The sequence below is a fragment of the Tumebacillus sp. BK434 genome (assembly GCF_004340785.1).
Classification (GTDB): domain Bacteria; phylum Bacillota; class Bacilli; order Tumebacillales; family Tumebacillaceae; genus Tumebacillus_A.
The window spans coordinates 80609-99830 of sequence record NZ_SLXS01000010.1 but is presented as its reverse complement, the minus strand read 5'-3'; the positions used below and the strand labels follow the sequence as shown (position 1 = coordinate 99830).

Here is a 19222-nt window from a genome sequence, read left to right as displayed (position 1 = left end):
TCCTCCAAAGCCTTACAGACCGGCAAAATCAAACAACGACCCCTGCAGCAATTTCTGCACGGGAGCAAACGATTTTCGGTGGATCGGACAAGGCCCGTGCTCGGCCAGCGCCTGCAGATGCTCCGGCGCCGAGTAGCCCTTGTGCCGCTCGAAACCATACTGCGGATATGCTATCGCATACTCGGTCATCAGGCGGTCCCGCGTCACCTTCGCCAAAATCGACGCGGCCGCGATCGAAAACGAACTCGCATCCCCTTTGACGATCGGCTGGATCGGCTGCACCACATCCGGGATCTTCAAAAAGTCGGTCAACAGATAATCGGGCGCCACTGCAAACTGCTCGCCCATCTTGCCGAGCGCCTGCCGGGCTGCCTCGAACGTCGCTTGCAAAATGTTGTGCCGGTCGATGTACTCCGGATCCACGATTCCGATGCCGTACGCCACCGCTCCGGTGCAGATGGAGTCAAACAGGCGCTCGCGAGTCTCCTCCGCCACCTGCTTCGAGTCATTCAGTCCCGGCAGCTCGATCCCCTCCGGCAGGATGACCGCTGCAGCCACGACCGGCCCGGCCAACGGCCCGCGGCCCGCTTCATCGACGCCGGCGACCAGACGATAGCCCTGTGCGGCCGCTTCCCGCTCATACTGCCACATCCCGGCACGCCAAGCGGCCGTTGCCTCCCCCTTCGCCCGTTCGCGCAGATAGGACTCGATCAGCTTGCGGACACCGCTGCGCGGATCGGCCAGCAACTGCTTCTCCTGCCGTTTGTTCGGTGCCACCGCAGCTAACCAGTCGCGTATCTCGCCCACGGTCAACGTTTCAAAATCGATCGTTCGTGCCATCCGCAGGAACCCCTTTCTATGTCCCTTATCCTTTCGCCGCGCCCCTGTCGTTTCCTGTCCCAGACAGAAAAAACCACCGTGTCGCCACGGTGGCAATGTCTTACTCTTCCGTTGTCTCTACCGGTGCCTGCACCGCTGCCTCTTCTGCGCCGGAGTTCTCCTCCTCAGCAAAATCGGCGGGGCCTTCCAACGAGATCCGCCCAAACTGTCCACCGCGGAACTCGCGGATCATCAGCTTCCACGTTGCTTCCATGTCCACAACGTTGCCGGCGCGCAGGAATCCGCGCTTGCGGCCGATCGCTTCCAGCGCCGCACGCGGGTCTGCTGGCAGATCTTCCACGCCAAAGCGCGATTCGAGCACGCCCTTATAGCGCTTGCTCATCACTTCGACGATAAAGATCGCCACCGGCTCCGTATCGAGGATCTCTTCCTTGATCGCTCCGGTCGCCGCCAAGCGCAGTCCCACAGCCGGATCTTCAAACTTCGGCCAGAGAATCCCCGGCGTATCAAGCAGTTCGAAGTCTTTGCCGACTTTGATCCACTGCTGTGCCTGCGTCACGCCCGGACGGTCGCCCGTCTTGGCGATCGACTTTTTCGCCATGCGGTTGATCAAAGACGATTTGCCGACGTTCGGAATGCCTAAGATCATCGCGCGCGCAGCCCGCGGGCGAATGCCCTTTTTCTTCATCGCTTCGACTTTTGGCTCGAACAGGCGCTTCGCTTCGGAGGCTGCCTTGGGCAGACCTTCCCCTTTCAGCGCGTTGATCGACACGCAGGCGAGACCCTGCTTTTGAAAATAGCTCATCCACTGGTCGGTGATGCGCGGATCGGCGAGGTCGGCCTTGTTCAGCAACACCAGGCGCGGCTTGTTCTGCACGATCTCGTTCATCATCGGGTTGCGGCTGGACAGAGGCAGCCGCGCATCGACAAGTTCAAACACGATATCGACCAGTTTTAACTTCTCGGTTACTTCCCGGCGTGCTTTGGCCATATGGCCGGGGAACCACTGAATCGTCATTTCTCCGTTAGCTCCTTTAAGCTCGTCTTGGCGTCCTAGATGTCGCGGAACTGGTCAAACGGCCACCAGACAAATTCGGCGCGCCCGATCACCGCATCATACGGCACGTAGCCGACTTGCGGGTCGCGGCTGTCTTTCGAATAGTTGCGGTTGTCACCAAGGACAAAAATCGTGCCCTCCGGCACCGTAAAGACGCCGTTGTTGGTCGCGGTCGGTTCCGCAATGTATTGCTCCGTCAACTCTTCCCCGTTGCGGAAGACTTTATAATCGCGAATCTCAATCTTATCGCCCGGCACACCGATGACGCGTTTAATGAAGTCTTTCGATGGGTCGGCCGGATATTTAAAAACAACAATGTCGTTATGTTCCGGTTTATGTAAGTAATAGACCATTTTGTTGACGACAAGACGTTCTTTGTCTTCCAATGTCGGCACCATCGATTGACCGTCCACCATAAAGATCGCAAAAGCAAATTGACGAATCAGAAGCGCCAGCAAAAACGCCACCAGCAGGGACTTGCCCCATTCCCAAGCTTCTTTTCCCCAACCTTTTTTCTTTTCTTCCTGACCCGCAGTGTCTTGGTTCGTTTCGTTTTGAGGATTATATTCACTCATTACTGTGCCTCCCAGCTTACCAACTTATACAAAAAAGCTACGGCAAAAGCTACGATAGAAGACAAAGAAGGGACTTGTCGTTTCAACAAGTCCCTGTACTTTGTTAGCGGATTTCGCGGATACGAGCTGCTTTACCGGTGAGGTTGCGCAGGTAGTACAGCTTCGCGCGACGTACGCGGCCACGACGAGTCACTTCGATCTTATCAACCTTCGGAGTGTGGAGCGGGAACGTACGCTCAACGCCAACGCCGTAAGACATCTTACGAACGGTGTACGTCTCGCTGATACCGCCGCCACGGCGCTTGATGACAACGCCTTCGAAGACCTGGATACGCTCGCGGTTACCCTCTTTTACTTTAACGTGGACACGAACGGTGTCGCCCGCTTTGAATTGAGGAATGTCCTGGCGGATCTGTTCAGCAGTGATTGCTTTGAGCAATTCTTGGTTCATGAGTAGACCTCCTCCCTACAGGCGTTCGTAACATGGGCTGTCAAAAGAGCACCAGAAAGAGGACCGCCTTGATAACAAAAGAAAGTATAGCACAGAACAGGGGAGGATGACAAGAAGTTTCCCTTGATATCTACGAGGCGATTACGCTATTTGATCACGCGTTTGCCGTACAGGTAATTGCGCGTCCAATAGCTGGACGTCATTTTCGAAATCGTCACGCCGGTCTTCGGAACGGTGTGCAGCATCTGACCGTTGCCGATGTACATCCCGACATGGCCGACGCGGCCGTCCGAATAGCGTTCCGGGTATTTGAAGAACACGAGGTCGCCCGGCTGCAAGTCCGACTTCGCCACGCGGGTGCCGACCGCCGACTGCTGGCGCGAGTCGCGCGGCAAGCTGATGCCATTCTGTTGAAAAATATACTGTAAGAACGACGAGCAGTCCATCCGTGCCGGCGCTTCGGAAGGCTTGGCCCCAAACTTGTACGGGCGGCCCATGTACTTTTTGCCGGTCGAGATGATCGCCTGCGCTTTGGCCGATGCGGCCGAAGACTGCACCGGAGTTGCCGTGTTTTGCTGCGATGGCGTCGGAGAGGACTGGCGCACCGGCTCCATCTCACGGGTTTGATATTCCGGCGGGACGCGGAGCATCTGGCCCGGCGTCAAGCTGTCGGTGGTCAGGTTGTTCGCAGCACGCACGGCAGCGATCGTTGTGTGATGGGCCTGCGCGACTTCCCACAAGGTATCGCCAGCCTGCACTTTGTATTGGCGGGCAGGCAATTGCACCTGGATCGAGCCGTTTTCCGCTTTGAACCACGTGTAGGTGTTGAAGACCGCTCCGACAGAGCCAAGCGAAAGATAGGTGGTGCCGTTGATAAACTTCGGCGGGTCCACATGCACGTGCTCGTCGCCTTTCAAAGCGCTCGAGCTGCCGATCGTCACTTTCACCGTGGCCGAACCGTCGGTGGCGGTGTACGTTTTCGTGCTGTAATTGTAGCGGACGTCATCATAGTCGAGGATGCGGGCGATCTCTTTAAACGGAACATAATACATGCCCCCGACCCGGATCGGATCGATGGCCGACTTCATCACACCGTTGATCGCCACGCCGGCGCGGTTGACCTGTACATGGGCGGCCGTCGGCACTGCCTGCAGCGTATGGCCGCCATGGGACGGAGAGGCTTGAGCATCCAGCATCGCCGGCAGCGGCATCAGGGCAAAAGCAGCAGCAAGCATCAGACTGAGTTTCTTTTTTGCACGCATCGTCAACACTCCTCACTTCAACCTGGATTCGACCCCATGGAGCTATTGTTTGGAGCGGGCCAATCGGCAAATCGAAGCAATAGGTGGAAGCAAAGGAAAAGGACCCGTCAGCAAGACGGGTCCGGTCAGCCTTTGCCGACTAGCTGCGCAAAAAGGCGATTTCTTCTTTGTATTTTCCTTCCGGCGTTTCCAAGATGCAGGGTTTGCCTTGGGCAAGTTGGTGATGCACGATACGCTTGATCGCGTCGCCGCCGATCGAGCCTTCACCAATGTTGGCATGGCGGTCTTTGCGCGAGTCAAACGGCGTTTTGCTGTCGTTGATGTGCCACACCTTCAGGCGGTCGAGGCCGACGACGTCATCAAACTTCTGCATCACGCCATCAAAGTCATTGACGATGTCATAGCCGGACGAATACAGATGGCAGGTATCGAGACAGACGCCGAGCTTGTCCTTATGTTTGACAAGCGATATGATCTCCGCCAGCTCTTCAAAGTTGGAGCCGAGTTTCGAACCGTCGCCCGCCATGCCTTCGAGGCAGACAAACAGCTTTTCTTCGCCCGTCAAGATCTCGTCCAAGCCTTCCGCGATGCGTTTGACGCCGTATTCCACACCAGCCCCGGTATGGGAGCCCGGATGGAAGACGATATAGTTGATGCCGAGGTATTCGGTGCGCCTGATGTCTTCGCGCAAGAGCTCCACGCCGTATTCCCACGTCTCCGGCTTGTTCGAAGCCAGGTTGATCAGGTACGGAGCGTGTACGACCGGATCGGCGAGGTTGTGCGCTTTCATGATCTCGTAGGCTTGTTCACGGCCAAAATTTTCAATCGGGCGCGCATTGCCGCCACGGTTGGAACGGGTATAGATCATAAAGGTGTCCGCTTCGTAGCTGATCGACTCTTCGACCGCTTTGAGCAGCCCGGTTTTGGCAATGGAAACGTTTGCCCCTAGTCTCATCGTAAGATAACCGTCCTCTCTCTCCCACCAAATCATGGGCATTTTTACAGTAGGAGTGTAGCATAGGTTCCCCGGTTAGGCAAACGCGCATACCTTGACAGGGACGTTGCAAAAGGAGGGATGGCGTTTGGCCGTTTCGATTCGCATCTCGCTTGGCAAACGCAGACTCGACCTGTTGGAAAACGGCAAAGTGATCAAAAGCTACCCGGTTGGCGTCGGCAAAATCGCGACCCGGACGCCGAGCGGAACGTTTAAGATCATCAGCAAAGTGCCCAATCCAGGACGGCGCCCCGGCGGTCCGGTCACTGTGTATGGCACGTATTGGATGGGGTTGTCCAAAAAAGGCTACGGCATCCACGGCACCAATCGGCCGTCCTCGATCGGGAAATATGTATCAAAAGGCTGCATCCGCATGCACAACAAAGATGTGGAAGATCTGGCGAGGCGAGTCTCGGTCGGGACACAAGTGAAGATCGTGCCGTGAGGACGAAAAAAGCACCTCTCCACAGGAGAGGTGCTCGTCGTTTGTTATGTACGTTGGTGCGAGTAGCCGGACTCGAACCGGCACGGGGTTGCCCCCGACAGATTTTAAGTCTGTTGTGTCTGCCATTCCACCACACTCGCATGGGGAATTTGAGAAAGAAAAGTTGGAGGTGGCACCCGGATTTGAACCGGGGGTCAAGGATTTGCAGTCCCATGCCTTACCACTTGGCTATGCCACCAACATAATGGAGCGGAAGACGGGATTCGAACCCGCGACCCTCGCCTTGGCAAGGCGATGCTCTACCCCTGAGCCACTTCCGCACGTACAGGATGTACCGTGTCCAGCGTTGCGACAGGACGTCGCGCTTTTAGCTGGGCTACCTCCGTTCAGCGTTGCGACAGGACGTCGCGCCCTTAGCTGAACTTCCTTAAATGGTGGCTCGGGACGGAATCGAACCGCCGACACGAGGATTTTCAGTCCTCTGCTCTACCGACTGAGCTACCGAGCCATACGTGCTATTGAGTTTGTAAACAAAATGGTGACCCGTACGGGATTCGAACCCGTGAATGCCGCCTTGAAAGGGCGGTGAGTTAAGCCGCTTCTCCAACGGGCCAAGAACTGGTGCCTTTTACCGGAATCGAACCGATGACCTCATCCTTACCATGGATGCGCTCTACCTACTGAGCTAAAAAGGCGTGTATGGCTCCCCGAACAGGACTCGAACCTGTGACCATCCGATTAACAGTCGGGCGCTCTACCAACTGAGCTATCGAGGAACAATGGTGGAGATAAGCGGATTCGAACCGCTGACCCCCTGCTTGCAAGGCAGGTGCTCTACCAACTGAGCTATACCCCCGCTGGACAGGATGTGGTTGGTGCCGAAGGTGGGACTCGAACCCACAAAATCACGATTTTGAGTCGCGCACGTATGCCAATTCCATCACTTCGGCAGATGGCTGGGGAAGAAGGGATCGAACCTTCGCATGACGGAGTCAAAGTCCGTTGCCTTACCGCTTGGCGATTCCCCAAGATTGACGCTTGCCGCATCAGCGACGAGATTCAATATATCACAGCTCACACATACTGTCAACAACTTTTTCATAGCCGCTCGCGACGGCGGCGACAGGTATAATCCTATCACCTGCCCGCGTAACTTTCAACGCGGATGATCAAGTAAAACGCGACGATATTTGCATTCGTTTTGCCCTCTCTTGCGCTTGCTTCCAAAAACAACCCTGCTCACACCGGAGCAGGGTTGCCGTTATTCCAAGCCTTCTTCCCGCTTCACTTCTGCCAGCAGCTTCTCATCCTGCTTGCTGAGCGACAGACGCGCCATCAGATCGGGCCGGCGGAGCAGGGTGCGCCTGATCGACTCCTTGCGCCGCCAGACGCTGATGTTGGCGTGGTGGCCGGACAGCAGAATGTCAGGCACCTTCCAGCCGCGGAAATCGGCCGGCCGCGTGTAATGGGGGTACTCCAGCAAGGGTTCGCGGAAGGAATCTAAAACGGCAGATGTATCATTGCCTAAAACGCCAGGCAAGAGCCGGACTATCGAATCGACGATCACCATCGCCGGCAGTTCCCCGCCGGTCAGCACATAATCGCCGATCGAGATCTCGTCGGTGATCAGATGCTCGCGAATGCGCTCGTCATATCCTTCGTAGTGGCCGCTGACGATGATCAAATGTTCTTCCTGCGCGAGTTCCAATGCTTTGCTCTGGCTGTAGACTTCCCCTTGCGGACAGGTCAGGATCACCCGCGGACGCTTGCCTTCCATCAGCAAGGACTCCACGGCCGCGAAGATCGGCTCCGGCTTCAGCACCATCCCCCCGCCGCCGCCATACGGCGTGTCATCGACGGTGTGGTGCTTGTTGCCCGAATACTCCCGAAAATCGACGAGATTGATCTCCACCGCCTCCTGCGCGCAGGCCCGGCCGATGATGCTGGTGCCGACCACGCCTTGGAACATCTCAGGGAAGATGGTCACGATGTCTATTCGCACTCGAATTCGCCTCCAGCGTTAGTCGTCAAGCAAGCCCGGCATGATGTGCACAAGGATCTTCTTGTTTGCCACATCCACGTCGAGCACGCAATCGGGGATCGCAGGCAGCAGGATGTCTTTGCCCTTCGGCGGCTTGACCACGTACACGTCGTTCGCCCCCGGCTGCAGCACATCTTTGAGCGTGCCGAGCAAGACACCTTCGTCTGTCACCACTTCACAGCCGACCAACTGATAGATGTAGTATGTATTTTCCGGGAGCTCGATCAGTTCCGATTCGTAGACTTTCAGCTCGCCGCCTTTGTACTTTTCTACATCGTTGATGTTTTGATGCCCTTCAAAGGTCAGCAGAATGAACTGTTTGTGCTTGCGAACAGACGCAATGGTCAGTTCCACCAGCTTGCTCTGATTCGGATGCACCAGAAACAGCCGGGCTCCTTTCTTGAAGCGCTGATCTTCGAAGTCGGTACGCGAGATCACCCGAACTTCCCCTCGCACTCCTTGCGTATTCACCAGATGTCCCACGAGGATCATGTTCTGTTGTTGACTCAAGCGTGATCACCTGCTCGACGAATTTCCACGACCATGCCGTCGCGCAACACGATCTCGGTGCCGTGGATCACATCTTCCCAAACATCGCCGACGCGGACTTCAACGTTGGTATCGATCTGGCCGCCCGGGATCTCGGAGCCGATCGGGCTTTGCTGGATCTGCACCAGCTGCTGCATCATCTGCTCACGGCGCTCCATGCGCATGCCCACTTCCTGGTTGATGCGGGCTTGTACCGCGTTCACCGCTTGCGGGCCGTTTTTCTCGGCGTCTTGCAGCGCTTTGCGGGATTGGAAATCGATCTGATCCAGTTCGCGCTGGATGCCTTGGATCGCTTGATTGATCTCGCCTGTGATTTGTGCTTTTGTATCTTCAGTCAGGATAATTTTCACTTGTACCGGGACTCTGAGGTTTAACACGTTAATTCACACTCCTTTGTGATTTACAGGTATTATACCACAAAAAGGCTGGGAGTCATGAGCCTCCCAGCCTTTTGTTTACACAATTTCGATCGTGACACGTTTCTGCTCTTGCAAAGCTGCAGCCGACACAACCGTGCGGAGCGACTTTGCAACCCGTCCTTGTTTGCCGATAATTTTCCCCATATCTGAGGGCGCTACCGATAATTCAAACACGATGGCCTTCTCGCTCACAATCTCATTGACCCGCACTTCCTCCGGGTGATCCACAAGTGCCTTGGCGATCGTTTCGACCAATTGCTTCATAGCAAATTCCTCCCTGGGAAGAGAGATTACTTGCCAGCTTTTGCTTCGTGGACTTTCTTGAGGATGCCGGTTTTCGAGAAGAGGTTCTTCACGGTGTCGGACGGTTGTGCACCGTCGTTCAGCCATTTGATCGCTTTCTCTTCGTCGATGTTGATTTGAGCCGGTTGAGTTACCGGGTTATAGGTACCGATCTCCTCGATGAAACGACCATCGCGCGGAGAACGGGAATCAGCTACGACTACACGGTAGAACGGAGCTTTCTTTTGACCCATACGCTTCAGACGAATCTTAACTGCCATTGTTTATTTCACCTCCATCACAAAATCATATCTTATCATAAATCTCGTTCCGATGGAACGAAAAGATTTATCTTTTGGGTGAGAAAATCAGGGATTACATGAACGGGAGCTTCGGGAAGCCCTTGCCCTTTTTCCCTTTTTTCATCTTCTTGGCCATTCCGGAGAACTGTTTCATCATTTTCTGCATCTCTTCGAACTGCTTGAGCAGGCGGTTGACGTCCTGAACGGTCGTCCCGCTGCCTTTGGCGATGCGCTTGCGGCGCGAGGAGTCGATCACCTTCGGTTCGATGCGCTCGATCGGCGTCATCGAGCGGATGATCGCTTCGACACGTCCGATCTGCTTTTCGTCCACGTTGGCGTTTTGCAGACCCTTCATCGCTTTGTTCATGCCGGGCATCATCCCGAGCAGTTGATCCAGCGGCCCCAGTTGCTTGACCTGTTGCAGTTGTTCGAGGAAGTCATCGAGCGTGAAGTCTGCGTTGCGCAGTTTGCGCTCCATCTCCATCGCTTTGTCCTTGTCGATGTTCTGTTGCGCCTTTTCGATCAAGGTAAGCACGTCGCCCATGCCGAGGATGCGTGATGCCATCCGGTCGGGATGGAACGGTTCGATCGCGTCGATCTTCTCGCCGATGCCCGCGTATTTGATCGGGATGCCGGTCACCGCCCGGATGGACAATGCAGCACCGCCGCGGGTATCGCCGTCGAGCTTGGTGAGGATCGCGCCGGTTACGGCGAGCTGGTTATGGAAGCTCTCTGCGACGTTGACCGCGTCTTGCCCGGTCATCGCGTCGACCACAAGCAGAATCTCGTCAGGATTGACTTCGCTCTTGACCCGCTGGAGCTCATCCATCAACTGTTCGTCGATGTGCAGGCGGCCGGCGGTGTCGATCAGCACATAGTCATGGCCGTGTATCTTCGCATGGTGCAGCGCTTGTTTGGCGATCTCCACCGGCGATACCTGATCGCCCAGCGAGAAGACCTCAGCATCAAGCTGTTCGCCCAGCACCTGCAGCTGCTTGATCGCGGCCGGACGATAGATGTCACCGGCGACGAGCAGCGGCTTTTTGCGCTCTTTTTGCAGAAGTCGCGCCAACTTGCCGACATGAGTGGTCTTGCCCGCACCTTGCAGACCAACCATCATGATGACGGTGGGCGGCTTGGTGACGGCGAGCTTCGCCTGCTCGCCACCCATCAAGGCGGTTAATTCTTCGTTGACGATCTTGATGACATGTTGACCCGGAGTCAGGCTCTGCAGGACTTCCTGTCCGACCGCACGCTCGCGCACCTTTTCAACAAAGTCCTTGACGACCTTAAAGTTGACGTCCGCTTCGAGCAGGGCAAGCCGCACTTCCCGCATGGCTTCTTTGACGTCCGATTCGCCCAGCTTCCCTTTGCCGCGCAGGCGGTTGAAGGTGTCTTGCAATCGGTTCGCTAATCCTTCGAAGACCATGGCCATCCTCCTTTATTCAGCGATCAGTTCATCGAGCAAAAGCTCCAGCTGTGCGAGCTTCTCCTCCGGCAGATCTTCCAACAGATCGAGGACCTGCTGACGAGTCTCCATGCGGTGCAGAAAACGCTCGACAAGGCGCAGCTTGTCCTCGTAATCGAGCAGCTGCGCGCTTGCGCGCTTGAGGTTATCGTGAACCGCTTGACGGCTGATCTCAAATTGCTCGGCGATCTCAGCAAGCGACAGATCGTCCAAGTAGTACAGCTCGACAAATTGCCGTTGCTTTTCGGTGAGCATGACACCGTAAAAGTCATACAACAGGTTCATCTGGGTGGTCTTTTCTAACAAGTGAGACACCCCCTGCCTGTCAAGTCGAGAACCTTTACAGACGATATATTACTGAAAAGACAACGGCTTGTCAACTGTCTTGCAAAAAATCTTATTCTTGCGGCTTTTCGTCGCTCTTGGCGAACAGCGCATCGATGAAATCCTGCGCGTCAAACGGCATCAGATCTTCCATCTTTTCCCCGAGCCCGACCAGTTTGACCGGGATCGACAGCTCTTTGCGGATCGCGATGACGATGCCGCCTTTCGCCGTGCCGTCGAGCTTGGTCAGAACGAGGCCGGTCACGCCGGTCGACTCGCCGAACAGCTTGGCCTGCTGCAGGGCGTTCTGACCGGTCGTCGCGTCGAGCACGAGCAGGGTCTCGTGCGGCGCATCCGGCACCTCGCGCTTGATGACGCGATAGATCTTGTTCAGCTCTTCCATCAGGTTGGCTTTGTTCTGCAGGCGGCCCGCCGTATCGCAGAGCAAAACGTCCGCTTTGCGCGAGCGCGCCGCCTGAATGCCGTCGTAGATGACGGCGGCCGGGTCGGAGCCTGCCTGCTGCTTGATCACGTCGACGCCGGCGCGCTTGCCCCACACTTCGAGCTGTTCGATCGCCCCGGCGCGGAAGGTGTCACCGGCTGCCAAGACGACTTTTTGACCTTGCGACTTGAACTGGTGAGCGAGCTTGCCGATCGTCGTCGTCTTGCCGACGCCGTTGACCCCGACAAAGAGGATGACGGTCAGGCCGTCCGGAGACGTCTGCAGGTCGCCGTTCTGCTCGCCCATCAGGCGTACGAGGATGTCTTTCAAGACCGGACGCAGCTCTTCAGCTTCGGAGAGCTTGCGCTTTTTCACTTCGGAGCGCAGTTCGTCCATGATGTCCATGACGGTGTTGACGCCGACATCGGCCATGATCAGCGCTTCTTCGAGCTCCTCATAGAACTCCTCGTCGATCTTGCGGCCAAAAGAGATGATCGATTCGACTTTGCCCATTAGCGCGTCGCGCGTTTTGGTCAGGCCTTCTTTAAATTTGCTGAAAAATCCCATGACGGAACAACTCCTTTACTTACGGCTGAATACGACAGCATGTCTTTTTAGACAGCTTCGATCTCATTTTCTACGAGACGCACCGAGACGACTTTTGAGATGCCCGACTCCTGCATCGTGATGCCATAGAGGACATCGGCGCCTTCCATCGTGCCTTTGCGGTGAGTGATGACGATAAACTGCGTCTGTTTGGAAAACTCGCGCAGGTACTGGGAGTAGCGGGCCACGTTGGCATCGTCGAGCGCCGCTTCGACCTCGTCGAGCACGCAGAACGGCACCGGCTTGACGCGCAGGATCGCAAACAGGAGCGCCAGCGCCGTCAGTGCCCGCTCGCCGCCGGAGAGCAGGTTCAGATTCTGCAGCTTCTTGCCCGGCGGCTGGGCCAGCACTTCGATGCCGGTGGTCAGCATCGACTCCGGGTCGGTCAAGGTCAGGTCGGCGCGCCCGCCGCCAAAGAGCGCGACAAACACGTCGACAAAATGGAGGCGGATCGCATCGAAAGTCTCTTGGAAGCGCTTCGACATCTCGGCGTTGATCTCGCCGATCACTTCATAGAGCTGCTCGACCGCCTTGACCAGGTCGTCGCGCTGCTCGGTCAGGAACCCTAAGCGATCCTGCATCCGGGCGTGCTCTTCAATCGCTCCAAAGTTCACGTCGCCAAGCTGCTCGATCTCATGGCGCAGCGTGCGGACGCGTTGCCGGGTCGCTTCGAGCTCCTCCGGCATCGGATAGCGCTCTTTGGCCAGCTCATAGGAGATGTGGTACTCTTCGGCGAGCTTGGTCAAGGCGTTGTTCAGCTCCACGTCGAGGCGGTTGACCTTGACTTCGTTGGTGTGCACTTTGCCTTCGATCGCTTTCAGCGCGAGGCGGGCTTCGCGCAGTTGCTGCTCGAGCGCCCCCGCTTGGCCGGACAGCTCCTGCTTGGTCTGGCGCAACAGGTCGAGCTTGTCTTCCGCTGCCCGGCGGTGCCCTTCAAAGTTGGTGAGCAGGGAGACGGCGCTCGCCAGCTCTCGTTTGATCTCCTGCAAGCGCAGCCCGGCCTCGGTCAGCTCGGCGTCTTTGCCCTGCGCTTCCGCCTGCAGTTCGTCAAGGCGGACCTGCAGGCGTTCGAGGTTCACGAGCACGCCCTGGTGCTCCTGTTCGACGGCGGCGAGGCGGACTTTGAATTCGGTCACTTCCTCGTTGGCGTCGTTCATCGCCGACTGCTGTTCTTTCCGCGCATGCTGCTTCTCGTCGACCGTCTGCTGCAGCGCGGCCGCTTCACCGTCCAAGCGCAGCAGTTCAGCTTGCACCTGCTCTTTTTTCGCTTTGTTGTCTTTCGCTTCCAAACGGTATTGTTCCAGCTCGAGCAGTACGAGCTCGAGGCGCTCTTCGACACCGCTTTGCTGGATCGTCAGCTCGCGGAGCTGCGAATCTTGGCGGTACAGCGTGTCGCGGTGCGTGTCGACCTGTCCGCTCAGCTTGCCGAGCTCCGTTTTGGCTGTTACCAATTCTTGCTCTTTTTGCCGGAATACAGTCTCGGCGTCCGCAATCTTCTTCTCCATCCCCGCGATCTTTTCTTCCATCTCTTCGATCTCGCGGGTCCTGCCGAGCAGCGAGGTGCCTTTCTTCTGCACAGAACCGCCGCTCATCGAGCCGCCCGGGTTGACGACATCGCCATCGAGCGTGACGACGCGCACGCGGTACTGCAGGAGCCGTGCCAAGGCGTTGGCGTCGGCGATCGTTTTGGCGACTACGACCGCGCCGAGCAGGTTGTCGATGATGTTCTGGTATTTGGCGTCGGTGGCGACCAGCTCCGACGCGATGCCGACATAGCCGCTGTGACCTTCCACCGCCATCCGCTCCGAGCGGCCGAGGCTGCGGCCTTTCATCACGTCGCGCGGCATGAACGTCGCCCGTCCGCCGCCCGATTGCTTGAGGAAGCGGATCGCGTCGCGGCCGGCCTGCTCGCTGTCGACGACGACGTTTTGCATCGCCCCGCCCAGCGCCGTCTCCATCGCCTGCTCCAGCTCGCGGGGCACTTGCATCAGCTCGGCCACCGCGCCGTTGATCCCGTTTACACTGCCTTTCTGTGCCGCCTGCAGGATGTTGCGCACGCCGCCCTGGTAGCCGCCGTACTGTGCTTCCATGTCGCGCAACAGCTCATAGCGCGAACGGGCGGACGCGTGTTCGGTCTGCCAGGTGCGCAGGATGTTGGTACGCTTCTCCTGATCTTGCGACTCCTGCTGAATCTTCGCGCGCAAAGCTTGCACGCGTGCGGCGGTGACCGTCTCTTGCGCAGCTTCTTCTTCCCTTGCCTTTTGTACGTCAGACATCGTCTCGCGGAATGCTTGGACGCGGCTTTTCAGCTCTGCTTCCTCTTCGCTTTGGCGGACGATGCGCCGCTGAAGTCCTTCGAGCGTCGCGTCGATGTTCTTGAGCTCATTGCGCTTGGAGGCGCTGTCGTTCAATCGTTCGATCAGGTCGCTTTTCAGACGCTCAACTTCATTTTCGCTGCCGACTTTGTCGAGGATGCCTTTGGCGAGGTTGAGCTTTTGCTCCAGCTCCCGGCGCAGCGACTGGATCGTGCTCAAAAGCCCGGCCGCCTTGTCCGTTTCAGCGCGGTGCAGGTCACGGGTCGTCTCCTGTTCGCGGCCAAGCTTGGCGAGCGTGTTTTCGATGTCGCCGATCGTGGCGAGCAAGTTGCGTTCGCGCTCCAGCAGCACTTCGCGGCGGCCTTCCGCCTTTTCGAACTCCTGCACCACTTCGACGAGCGCCGCCTGCGCCTGTTCCAGATCTGCTTCGAGCCGGTTCAGCTCCCAGCGGATCTTCTCGTAATCGGCTTCCTGCTTGCTGACGCGGGCAGACTGGTCGAGGTGCTCCGCTGCCAGCGCCTGGCCGTCGGTGTTGCCTTGCGTCCATTTGCCGTGCAGATCTTCGATCTCGTGGACGTAGAGGGCGACTTCGTAGCGTTCGAGCTGCTTTTTGAACGCTTTGGCTTTTTGCGCTACTTCGGCCTGCTCTGCCATCGGTTCGATCTGCACCTCAAGCTCGCCGATCACGTCGCCGATGCGGATCAGATTGGCGGTCGTCTCGTCGAGCTTCTTCTCCGCTTCTTTCTTGCGGCTTTTGTATTTGACGATGCCGGCCGCCTCTTCGAAAATGGTGCGGCGGTCTTCCGATTTGTTGGACAAGATCTCGTCGATCCGGCCTTGTCCGATCACCGAATACGCCTCTTTGCCAAGCCCGGTGTCCATGAACAGCTCGGTGATGTCTTTGAGGCGGCAGGATTGTTTGTTGATCATATATTCTGAATCACCCGAGCGGTAGACGCGCCGCGTGATCACCACTTCGTTAAATGCCAAGTCGAGCTCGTGCTGACTGTTGTCGAGCGTCAGGGACACTTCGCAATAGTTGACCGGCTTGCGGGTATCGGAACCGGCAAAGATGACATCTTCCATCTTGGCCCCGCGCAGGCTCTTGGCGCTCTGTTCCCCGAGCACCCAGCGGATCGCATCGGAGACGTTCGATTTGCCGCTGCCGTTCGGACCGACAACGGCGGTGACGCCGGGAACAAATTCAAGCTCCGTGCGATCTGCGAACGACTTGAATCCGATGGCTTCTATTCGCTTCAGATACAACCTATTTCCCCTCCGTGATGAATCGACTTTCAACCTTTCTATTTTACCATACACTTGATCGTTGTGGGACGCTCTTGAAACTTCACCCCGCGTTCACACTGGCTTAAAACTCCTCGGTTAGGATAAAGATGTAAGGCAAACCACCCAAACGAGGAGGCGCTATCGCCATGAAAAAGGTGATCGTCAAACTGGTCAAAATGATTACACTGCACCCTGTAGATGTGCAATTTGAAAAATACCGCGCCAGCTCTTTGCAATCTGTTCTCTAAAACGGAACAGAAAGCAAATTCAATAGGTACCTTCCCACCTTTTCCCGCCGCTCAGAACTTATAAGCGGCGGTCTTTTTTTGCAAATGCATCTTGACGGCTTAAACGGAGATGTGGAAAAATGGGACTCGTTACAACACTTCGCAAGTCCCCCCACTTTTCCCCGAAGGAGCTTCCCCCAGATGATCAACAAGAAACAGCTTTTGGAGTCTTACCGCTCCCACCCGGACAGTTCGGCACGGATGCTGGGCCTGTTCCCTGAGATGATGAAAGCGGTCGGCCGCCTCGTCCTGTTTTTGAGCGAGTCGCCGCTGCGGCGCAGCATCCCGCTGGTGCTATGGAGTGAGTTTTGGCTGGAGCGCAACCAGTATGCGGAGAACCACACCCGCTACAAGCGCGGGCGCATCGTCTATGCCGACCTCGGCGCCTTTAACATCGGTTCGGAAACTTCGTACCGCCACCCCTGCCTGATCCTCTGCGAAGGGCGGAACTGGGCGTTCGTCGCCCCGATGACCTCGAAGAAGTACGGCGACCCGGTCACCCTCCACTACGACCTTCCCCTGCACTACCCGTTTGACACCCCTTCCACCTTGCAGCTCGATGCGGTCAAAGTGATCGACAAACGGCGCGTCCTCGGCTATTTTTTCTCCAAAAGCCAACATGACGGCTACCTCACCCAAGAAGAACTGGATCGGCTGGAGCCGATCATCATCGACAAAAAAGACCTGGACGCTGTCGACGAGCTGATCGCCCGCTATTTTGCGCCAGGTCTTTATCGAGATCTGCAAAAAAACCGCCTTGAACTTGAACAGCTCGCCTTGGAAAACGAAACGCTCCACCGCGAAATCGCGCGCCTGCGGGAAGCAGAATCTCTTGTATAAGGCTTCCTCCAGCGACCAAATCCCCCGCATGGCATCGGCCCTGATCACTACAGGAAGCCTTGCTCAGATTTTGCCGAGCATCATCATCGTCATCTGTGCTGCTCGCTGCTCCGCTTCTTTCTTCGAACGTCCGACCCCTTCGCCCATCGAACGCTGGTCCAGCATCGCCATCGCCACAAATTCGCGATTGTGCGCCGGGCCGCGCTCTTCGAGGATCTGGTAGGACAGCTGTCCCAGCCCTTCACGCTGCACGTATTCCTGCAGGGATGTCTTGTAGTCTTGCAAGAGCGGAGTGCCGACGCTATGAATCTCCGGAAACACATACTTGTGCAGGAAATCTTTGACCGCCTGCAAACCCTGGTCGAGGTAGTACGCGCCGACGAACGCTTCAAACACGTCAGCCAAGAGCGCCGGGCGCTTGCGCCCGCCGGAGATCTCTTCCCCGCGCCCGAGGCGGATGTAGCGGTCGAACTCCAGCTTGGTGGCAAAACGCACCAAAGACGGCTCGCAGACGATCGCTGCGCGCAGGCGCGTCAACTCGCCTTCCGGAAGCTTGGGATATTTGAGAAACAGGTATTCACTGACCAACAGCTCAAGCACGGCGTCGCCGAGAAACTCCAGCCGCTCGTTGTCCTGCCCGCCTTCTGTGCGGTGCTCGTTGCGATACGACGCATGTGTAAACGACTGCTTGAGCAGCTTTTTGTTGCTAAATTGAATATCGAGTTGTTGCAAAAATTGTTCGAAGGAACCACCCGTCACCATGTTTCACCTGCCCGTAGAAAAGGAGATACCCTGGCAGCTTGAGGAGTTCAAACTGCCAGGGAGAAAGACCTAGTCTCTATATTTTTTAAGAATGATCGACGCATTATGCCCGCCGAAGCCAAGAGAATTGGACATGACGTATTCCACGTCCGCCTTCCGCGCTTCGTTCGGCACATAGTCGAGGTCACAGTTTTCACCCGGCTCGTCGAGATTGATCGTCGGCGGCAACAGGCCTTCGCGCAGCGCATACACACAGGCGACCGCTTCGATCGCGCCGGCAGCGCCGAGCAGATGGCCGGTCATCGACTTGGTCGAGGACATCGCCAGCTTGTACGCATGATCGCCAAATGCGGTCTTTACCGCTTGGGTCTCGTACAGGTCGTTATAACCGGTCGAGGTGCCGTGCGCGTTGATGTAGCCGATCGCGCTCGGCTCGATGCCGGCATCGCGAAGCGCTTCTTTCATCGCGCGCGCCGCGCCTTCGCCTTCCGGAGCCGGTGCGGTGATGTGGTAAGCGTCACCGCTCATGCCGTAGCCGACGACCTCTGCGAGGATGGTGGCGCCGCGCTTTTTCGCGTGCTCCAGCTCTTCGAGCACCAGGACGCCGCTGCCTTCGCCGAGGACGAATCCGTCACGGTCTTTGTCAAACGGACGGGACGCTTTTTCCGGCGTGTCGTTAAAACCGGTCGACATCGCTTTGGCCGAGTTGAAGCCGGCCACCGTCAGCGGCAGCACCGCCGCTTCCGAACCGCCGGTGATCATCACGTCGGCTGCGCCGCGCTCGATGATCTTCGACGCATCGCCGATCGCGTTGGTGCCGGTCGCGCACGCCGAGATCGGCGAGGAGTTCGGCCCTTTGGCGCCGAGCAGGATCGAGACCTGACCGGATGCCATATCGCCGATCATCATCGGCACGAAGAACGGAGACACGCGGCGCGGCCCTTTTTCGACCAGCGTGGAGTGCTGCTCGCAGAGGGTTTCCAATCCGCCGATGCCAGACCCTATGTAAACGCCAATGCGCTCCGCATTTTCCGGCGTAATCTTCAAATCGGCTTGCTGCATCGCCTGATGAGCAGACGCTACAGCGTATTGGACGAAGCGGTCCATGCGGCGCGCTTCTTTTTTATCGATAAAGTCTTCCGGATTGAAATCGACCTGACCAGCAATCGTGGTGGCGAAACCGGTGGTGTCAAAGCGGTCGATGGTCCGGATTCCCGATTTTCCTGCGGTCAAGTTGTTCCAGAAAGTATCTACGTCATTGCCTACCGGGCTGATAACTCCCATACCGGTGATCACTACACGTCGTTTCACGCAGATTCACCTTCTCTTTTTTAGAGTTTGCCTGCACATAGAGAAAAGGAAGTCCCGGGCGGAATACGTCGCGGGACTTCCCCACTCCAGTAAGTAAACCTTACTTATTCGAAGTGATGTAGGATACTACGTCACCTACGGTGTTGATTTTCTCTGCGTCTTCGTCAGAGATTTCCATATCGAACTCATCTTCGAGTTCCATCACCAACTCAACAACATCAAGAGAGTCGGCACCGAGGTCTTCTTTGAAAGAGGCTTCAAGCTTTACTTGATCTTCTTCGACACCCAGTCGGTCTACGATGATGGTTTTTACTTTTGCAAAGATATCTGCGGACATGCTGTTCACCTCCTCTCAAGCAAATT

At 56.9% G+C, this 19222-nt stretch carries 20 protein-coding genes and 10 tRNA genes; 2 read left to right on the top strand and 28 right to left on the bottom strand.

Annotated elements, in window-relative coordinates; all coding sequences use genetic code 11:
- Positions 1-12 precede the first annotated feature (12 nt).
- The 6 genes from EV586_RS18775 to EV586_RS18750 form a co-directional block, all read right to left on the bottom strand.
- Entirely contained in the window at positions 13-840 is an 828-nt protein-coding gene (locus tag EV586_RS18775) for a ribonuclease HII (RefSeq protein WP_132946601.1), read from the bottom strand.
- A 100-nt stretch (positions 841-940) separates the two neighbouring features.
- Positions 941-1858, bottom strand: a complete 918-nt coding sequence (ylqF, locus tag EV586_RS18770) for a ribosome biogenesis GTPase YlqF (protein ID WP_132946600.1) — start codon at positions 1856-1858, stop codon at positions 941-943.
- A 35-nt stretch (positions 1859-1893) separates the two neighbouring features.
- Entirely contained in the window at positions 1894-2472 is a 579-nt protein-coding gene (lepB, locus tag EV586_RS18765; RefSeq protein ID WP_132946599.1) for a signal peptidase I, read from the bottom strand.
- A 103-nt stretch (positions 2473-2575) separates the two neighbouring features.
- A complete protein-coding gene (gene rplS / locus EV586_RS18760) occupies positions 2576-2923 on the bottom strand; it encodes a 50S ribosomal protein L19 (RefSeq protein ID WP_132946598.1) in 348 nt (115 codons plus the stop codon).
- Between the two features lie 146 nt (positions 2924-3069).
- A complete protein-coding gene (locus tag EV586_RS18755; protein ID WP_132946597.1) occupies positions 3070-4185 on the bottom strand; it encodes a C40 family peptidase in 1116 nt (371 codons plus the stop codon).
- Positions 4186-4324: 139 nt separating this feature from the next.
- The gene (locus EV586_RS18750; protein WP_132946596.1) at positions 4325-5140 is read right to left on the bottom strand and encodes a deoxyribonuclease IV; all 816 of its coding nucleotides are present in this window, start codon (positions 5138-5140) and stop codon (positions 4325-4327) included.
- Between the two features lie 127 nt (positions 5141-5267).
- On the opposite strand from EV586_RS18750, the gene EV586_RS18745 reads away from it, so the two are divergent.
- Positions 5268-5624, top strand: coding sequence for a L,D-transpeptidase (locus EV586_RS18745; protein WP_132946595.1), 357 nt, complete (start codon positions 5268-5270; stop codon positions 5622-5624).
- Between the two features lie 54 nt (positions 5625-5678).
- Here the strand turns inward: EV586_RS18745 and EV586_RS18740 are convergent.
- From EV586_RS18740 to smc, 19 genes are all read right to left on the bottom strand, one after another.
- Positions 5679-5764 (bottom strand) — tRNA-Leu (locus EV586_RS18740).
- Between the two features lie 24 nt (positions 5765-5788).
- Positions 5789-5862: transfer RNA gene (locus tag EV586_RS18735), tRNA-Cys, on the bottom strand.
- 7 nt (positions 5863-5869) lie between these two features.
- Positions 5870-5944: transfer RNA gene (locus tag EV586_RS18730), tRNA-Gly, on the bottom strand.
- 112 nt (positions 5945-6056) lie between these two features.
- Positions 6057-6132: transfer RNA gene (locus EV586_RS18725), tRNA-Phe, on the bottom strand.
- A gap of 28 nt (positions 6133-6160) precedes the next feature.
- Positions 6161-6237: transfer RNA gene (locus tag EV586_RS18720), tRNA-Glu, on the bottom strand.
- 6 nt (positions 6238-6243) lie between these two features.
- Positions 6244-6319 (bottom strand) — tRNA-Thr (locus EV586_RS18715).
- Positions 6320-6324: 5 nt separating this feature from the next.
- Positions 6325-6400 (bottom strand) — tRNA-Asn (locus EV586_RS18710).
- 4 nt (positions 6401-6404) lie between these two features.
- A tRNA-Ala gene (locus EV586_RS18705) sits at positions 6405-6480 on the bottom strand.
- A 17-nt stretch (positions 6481-6497) separates the two neighbouring features.
- A tRNA-Leu gene (locus EV586_RS18700) sits at positions 6498-6574 on the bottom strand.
- A 3-nt stretch (positions 6575-6577) separates the two neighbouring features.
- Positions 6578-6652: transfer RNA gene (locus EV586_RS18695), tRNA-Gln, on the bottom strand.
- A gap of 233 nt (positions 6653-6885) precedes the next feature.
- A complete protein-coding gene (gene trmD / locus EV586_RS18690) occupies positions 6886-7626 on the bottom strand; it encodes a tRNA (guanosine(37)-N1)-methyltransferase TrmD (protein ID WP_132946594.1) in 741 nt (246 codons plus the stop codon).
- Positions 7627-7644: 18 nt separating this feature from the next.
- The gene (gene rimM / locus EV586_RS18685) at positions 7645-8157 is read right to left on the bottom strand and encodes a ribosome maturation factor RimM (protein ID WP_132946624.1); all 513 of its coding nucleotides are present in this window, start codon (positions 8155-8157) and stop codon (positions 7645-7647) included.
- A gap of 14 nt (positions 8158-8171) precedes the next feature.
- Entirely contained in the window at positions 8172-8591 is a 420-nt protein-coding gene (locus EV586_RS18680) for a YlqD family protein (RefSeq protein ID WP_165898705.1), read from the bottom strand.
- 78 nt (positions 8592-8669) lie between these two features.
- Positions 8670-8897 carry a KH domain-containing protein gene (locus EV586_RS18675; RefSeq protein ID WP_132946592.1) on the bottom strand — a complete coding sequence of 76 codons (228 nt, stop codon included), beginning with the start codon at positions 8895-8897 and terminating at the stop codon, positions 8670-8672.
- Positions 8898-8923: 26 nt separating this feature from the next.
- The gene (rpsP, locus tag EV586_RS18670) at positions 8924-9196 is read right to left on the bottom strand and encodes a 30S ribosomal protein S16 (RefSeq protein ID WP_094236931.1); all 273 of its coding nucleotides are present in this window, start codon (positions 9194-9196) and stop codon (positions 8924-8926) included.
- 94 nt (positions 9197-9290) lie between these two features.
- A complete protein-coding gene (gene ffh, locus EV586_RS18665; protein WP_132946591.1) occupies positions 9291-10646 on the bottom strand; it encodes a signal recognition particle protein in 1356 nt (451 codons plus the stop codon).
- Positions 10647-10658: 12 nt separating this feature from the next.
- Complete coding sequence (gene ylxM / locus EV586_RS18660; protein WP_132946590.1) at positions 10659-10991, bottom strand: YlxM family DNA-binding protein; 333 nt, start codon at positions 10989-10991, stop codon at positions 10659-10661.
- Between the two features lie 91 nt (positions 10992-11082).
- Entirely contained in the window at positions 11083-12018 is a 936-nt protein-coding gene (gene ftsY, locus EV586_RS18655; protein ID WP_132946589.1) for a signal recognition particle-docking protein FtsY, read from the bottom strand.
- A 47-nt stretch (positions 12019-12065) separates the two neighbouring features.
- Positions 12066-15638 (bottom strand): chromosome segregation protein SMC, encoded by a 3573-nt coding sequence (gene smc, locus EV586_RS18650; RefSeq protein WP_132946588.1) that lies wholly within the window; start codon positions 15636-15638, stop codon positions 12066-12068.
- 449 nt (positions 15639-16087) lie between these two features.
- Here smc and EV586_RS18645 point away from each other — a divergent pair, with 449 nt between their 5' ends.
- Complete coding sequence (locus tag EV586_RS18645) at positions 16088-16786, top strand: type II toxin-antitoxin system PemK/MazF family toxin (RefSeq protein ID WP_165898704.1); 699 nt, start codon at positions 16088-16090, stop codon at positions 16784-16786.
- Between the two features lie 63 nt (positions 16787-16849).
- Here the strand turns inward: EV586_RS18645 and rnc are convergent, their stop codons facing one another.
- The 3 genes from rnc to acpP all read right to left on the bottom strand — a co-directional run bounded on the left by rnc (position 16850) and on the right by acpP (position 19196).
- The gene (gene rnc, locus EV586_RS18640) at positions 16850-17548 is read right to left on the bottom strand and encodes a ribonuclease III (protein ID WP_132946586.1); all 699 of its coding nucleotides are present in this window, start codon (positions 17546-17548) and stop codon (positions 16850-16852) included.
- A gap of 69 nt (positions 17549-17617) precedes the next feature.
- Positions 17618-18859 (bottom strand): beta-ketoacyl-ACP synthase II, encoded by a 1242-nt coding sequence (gene fabF / locus EV586_RS18635; RefSeq protein ID WP_132946585.1) that lies wholly within the window; start codon positions 18857-18859, stop codon positions 17618-17620.
- A 100-nt stretch (positions 18860-18959) separates the two neighbouring features.
- Positions 18960-19196 carry an acyl carrier protein gene (gene acpP / locus EV586_RS18630; protein ID WP_087457768.1) on the bottom strand — a complete coding sequence of 79 codons (237 nt, stop codon included), beginning with the start codon at positions 19194-19196 and terminating at the stop codon, positions 18960-18962.
- Positions 19197-19222 lie beyond the last annotated feature (26 nt).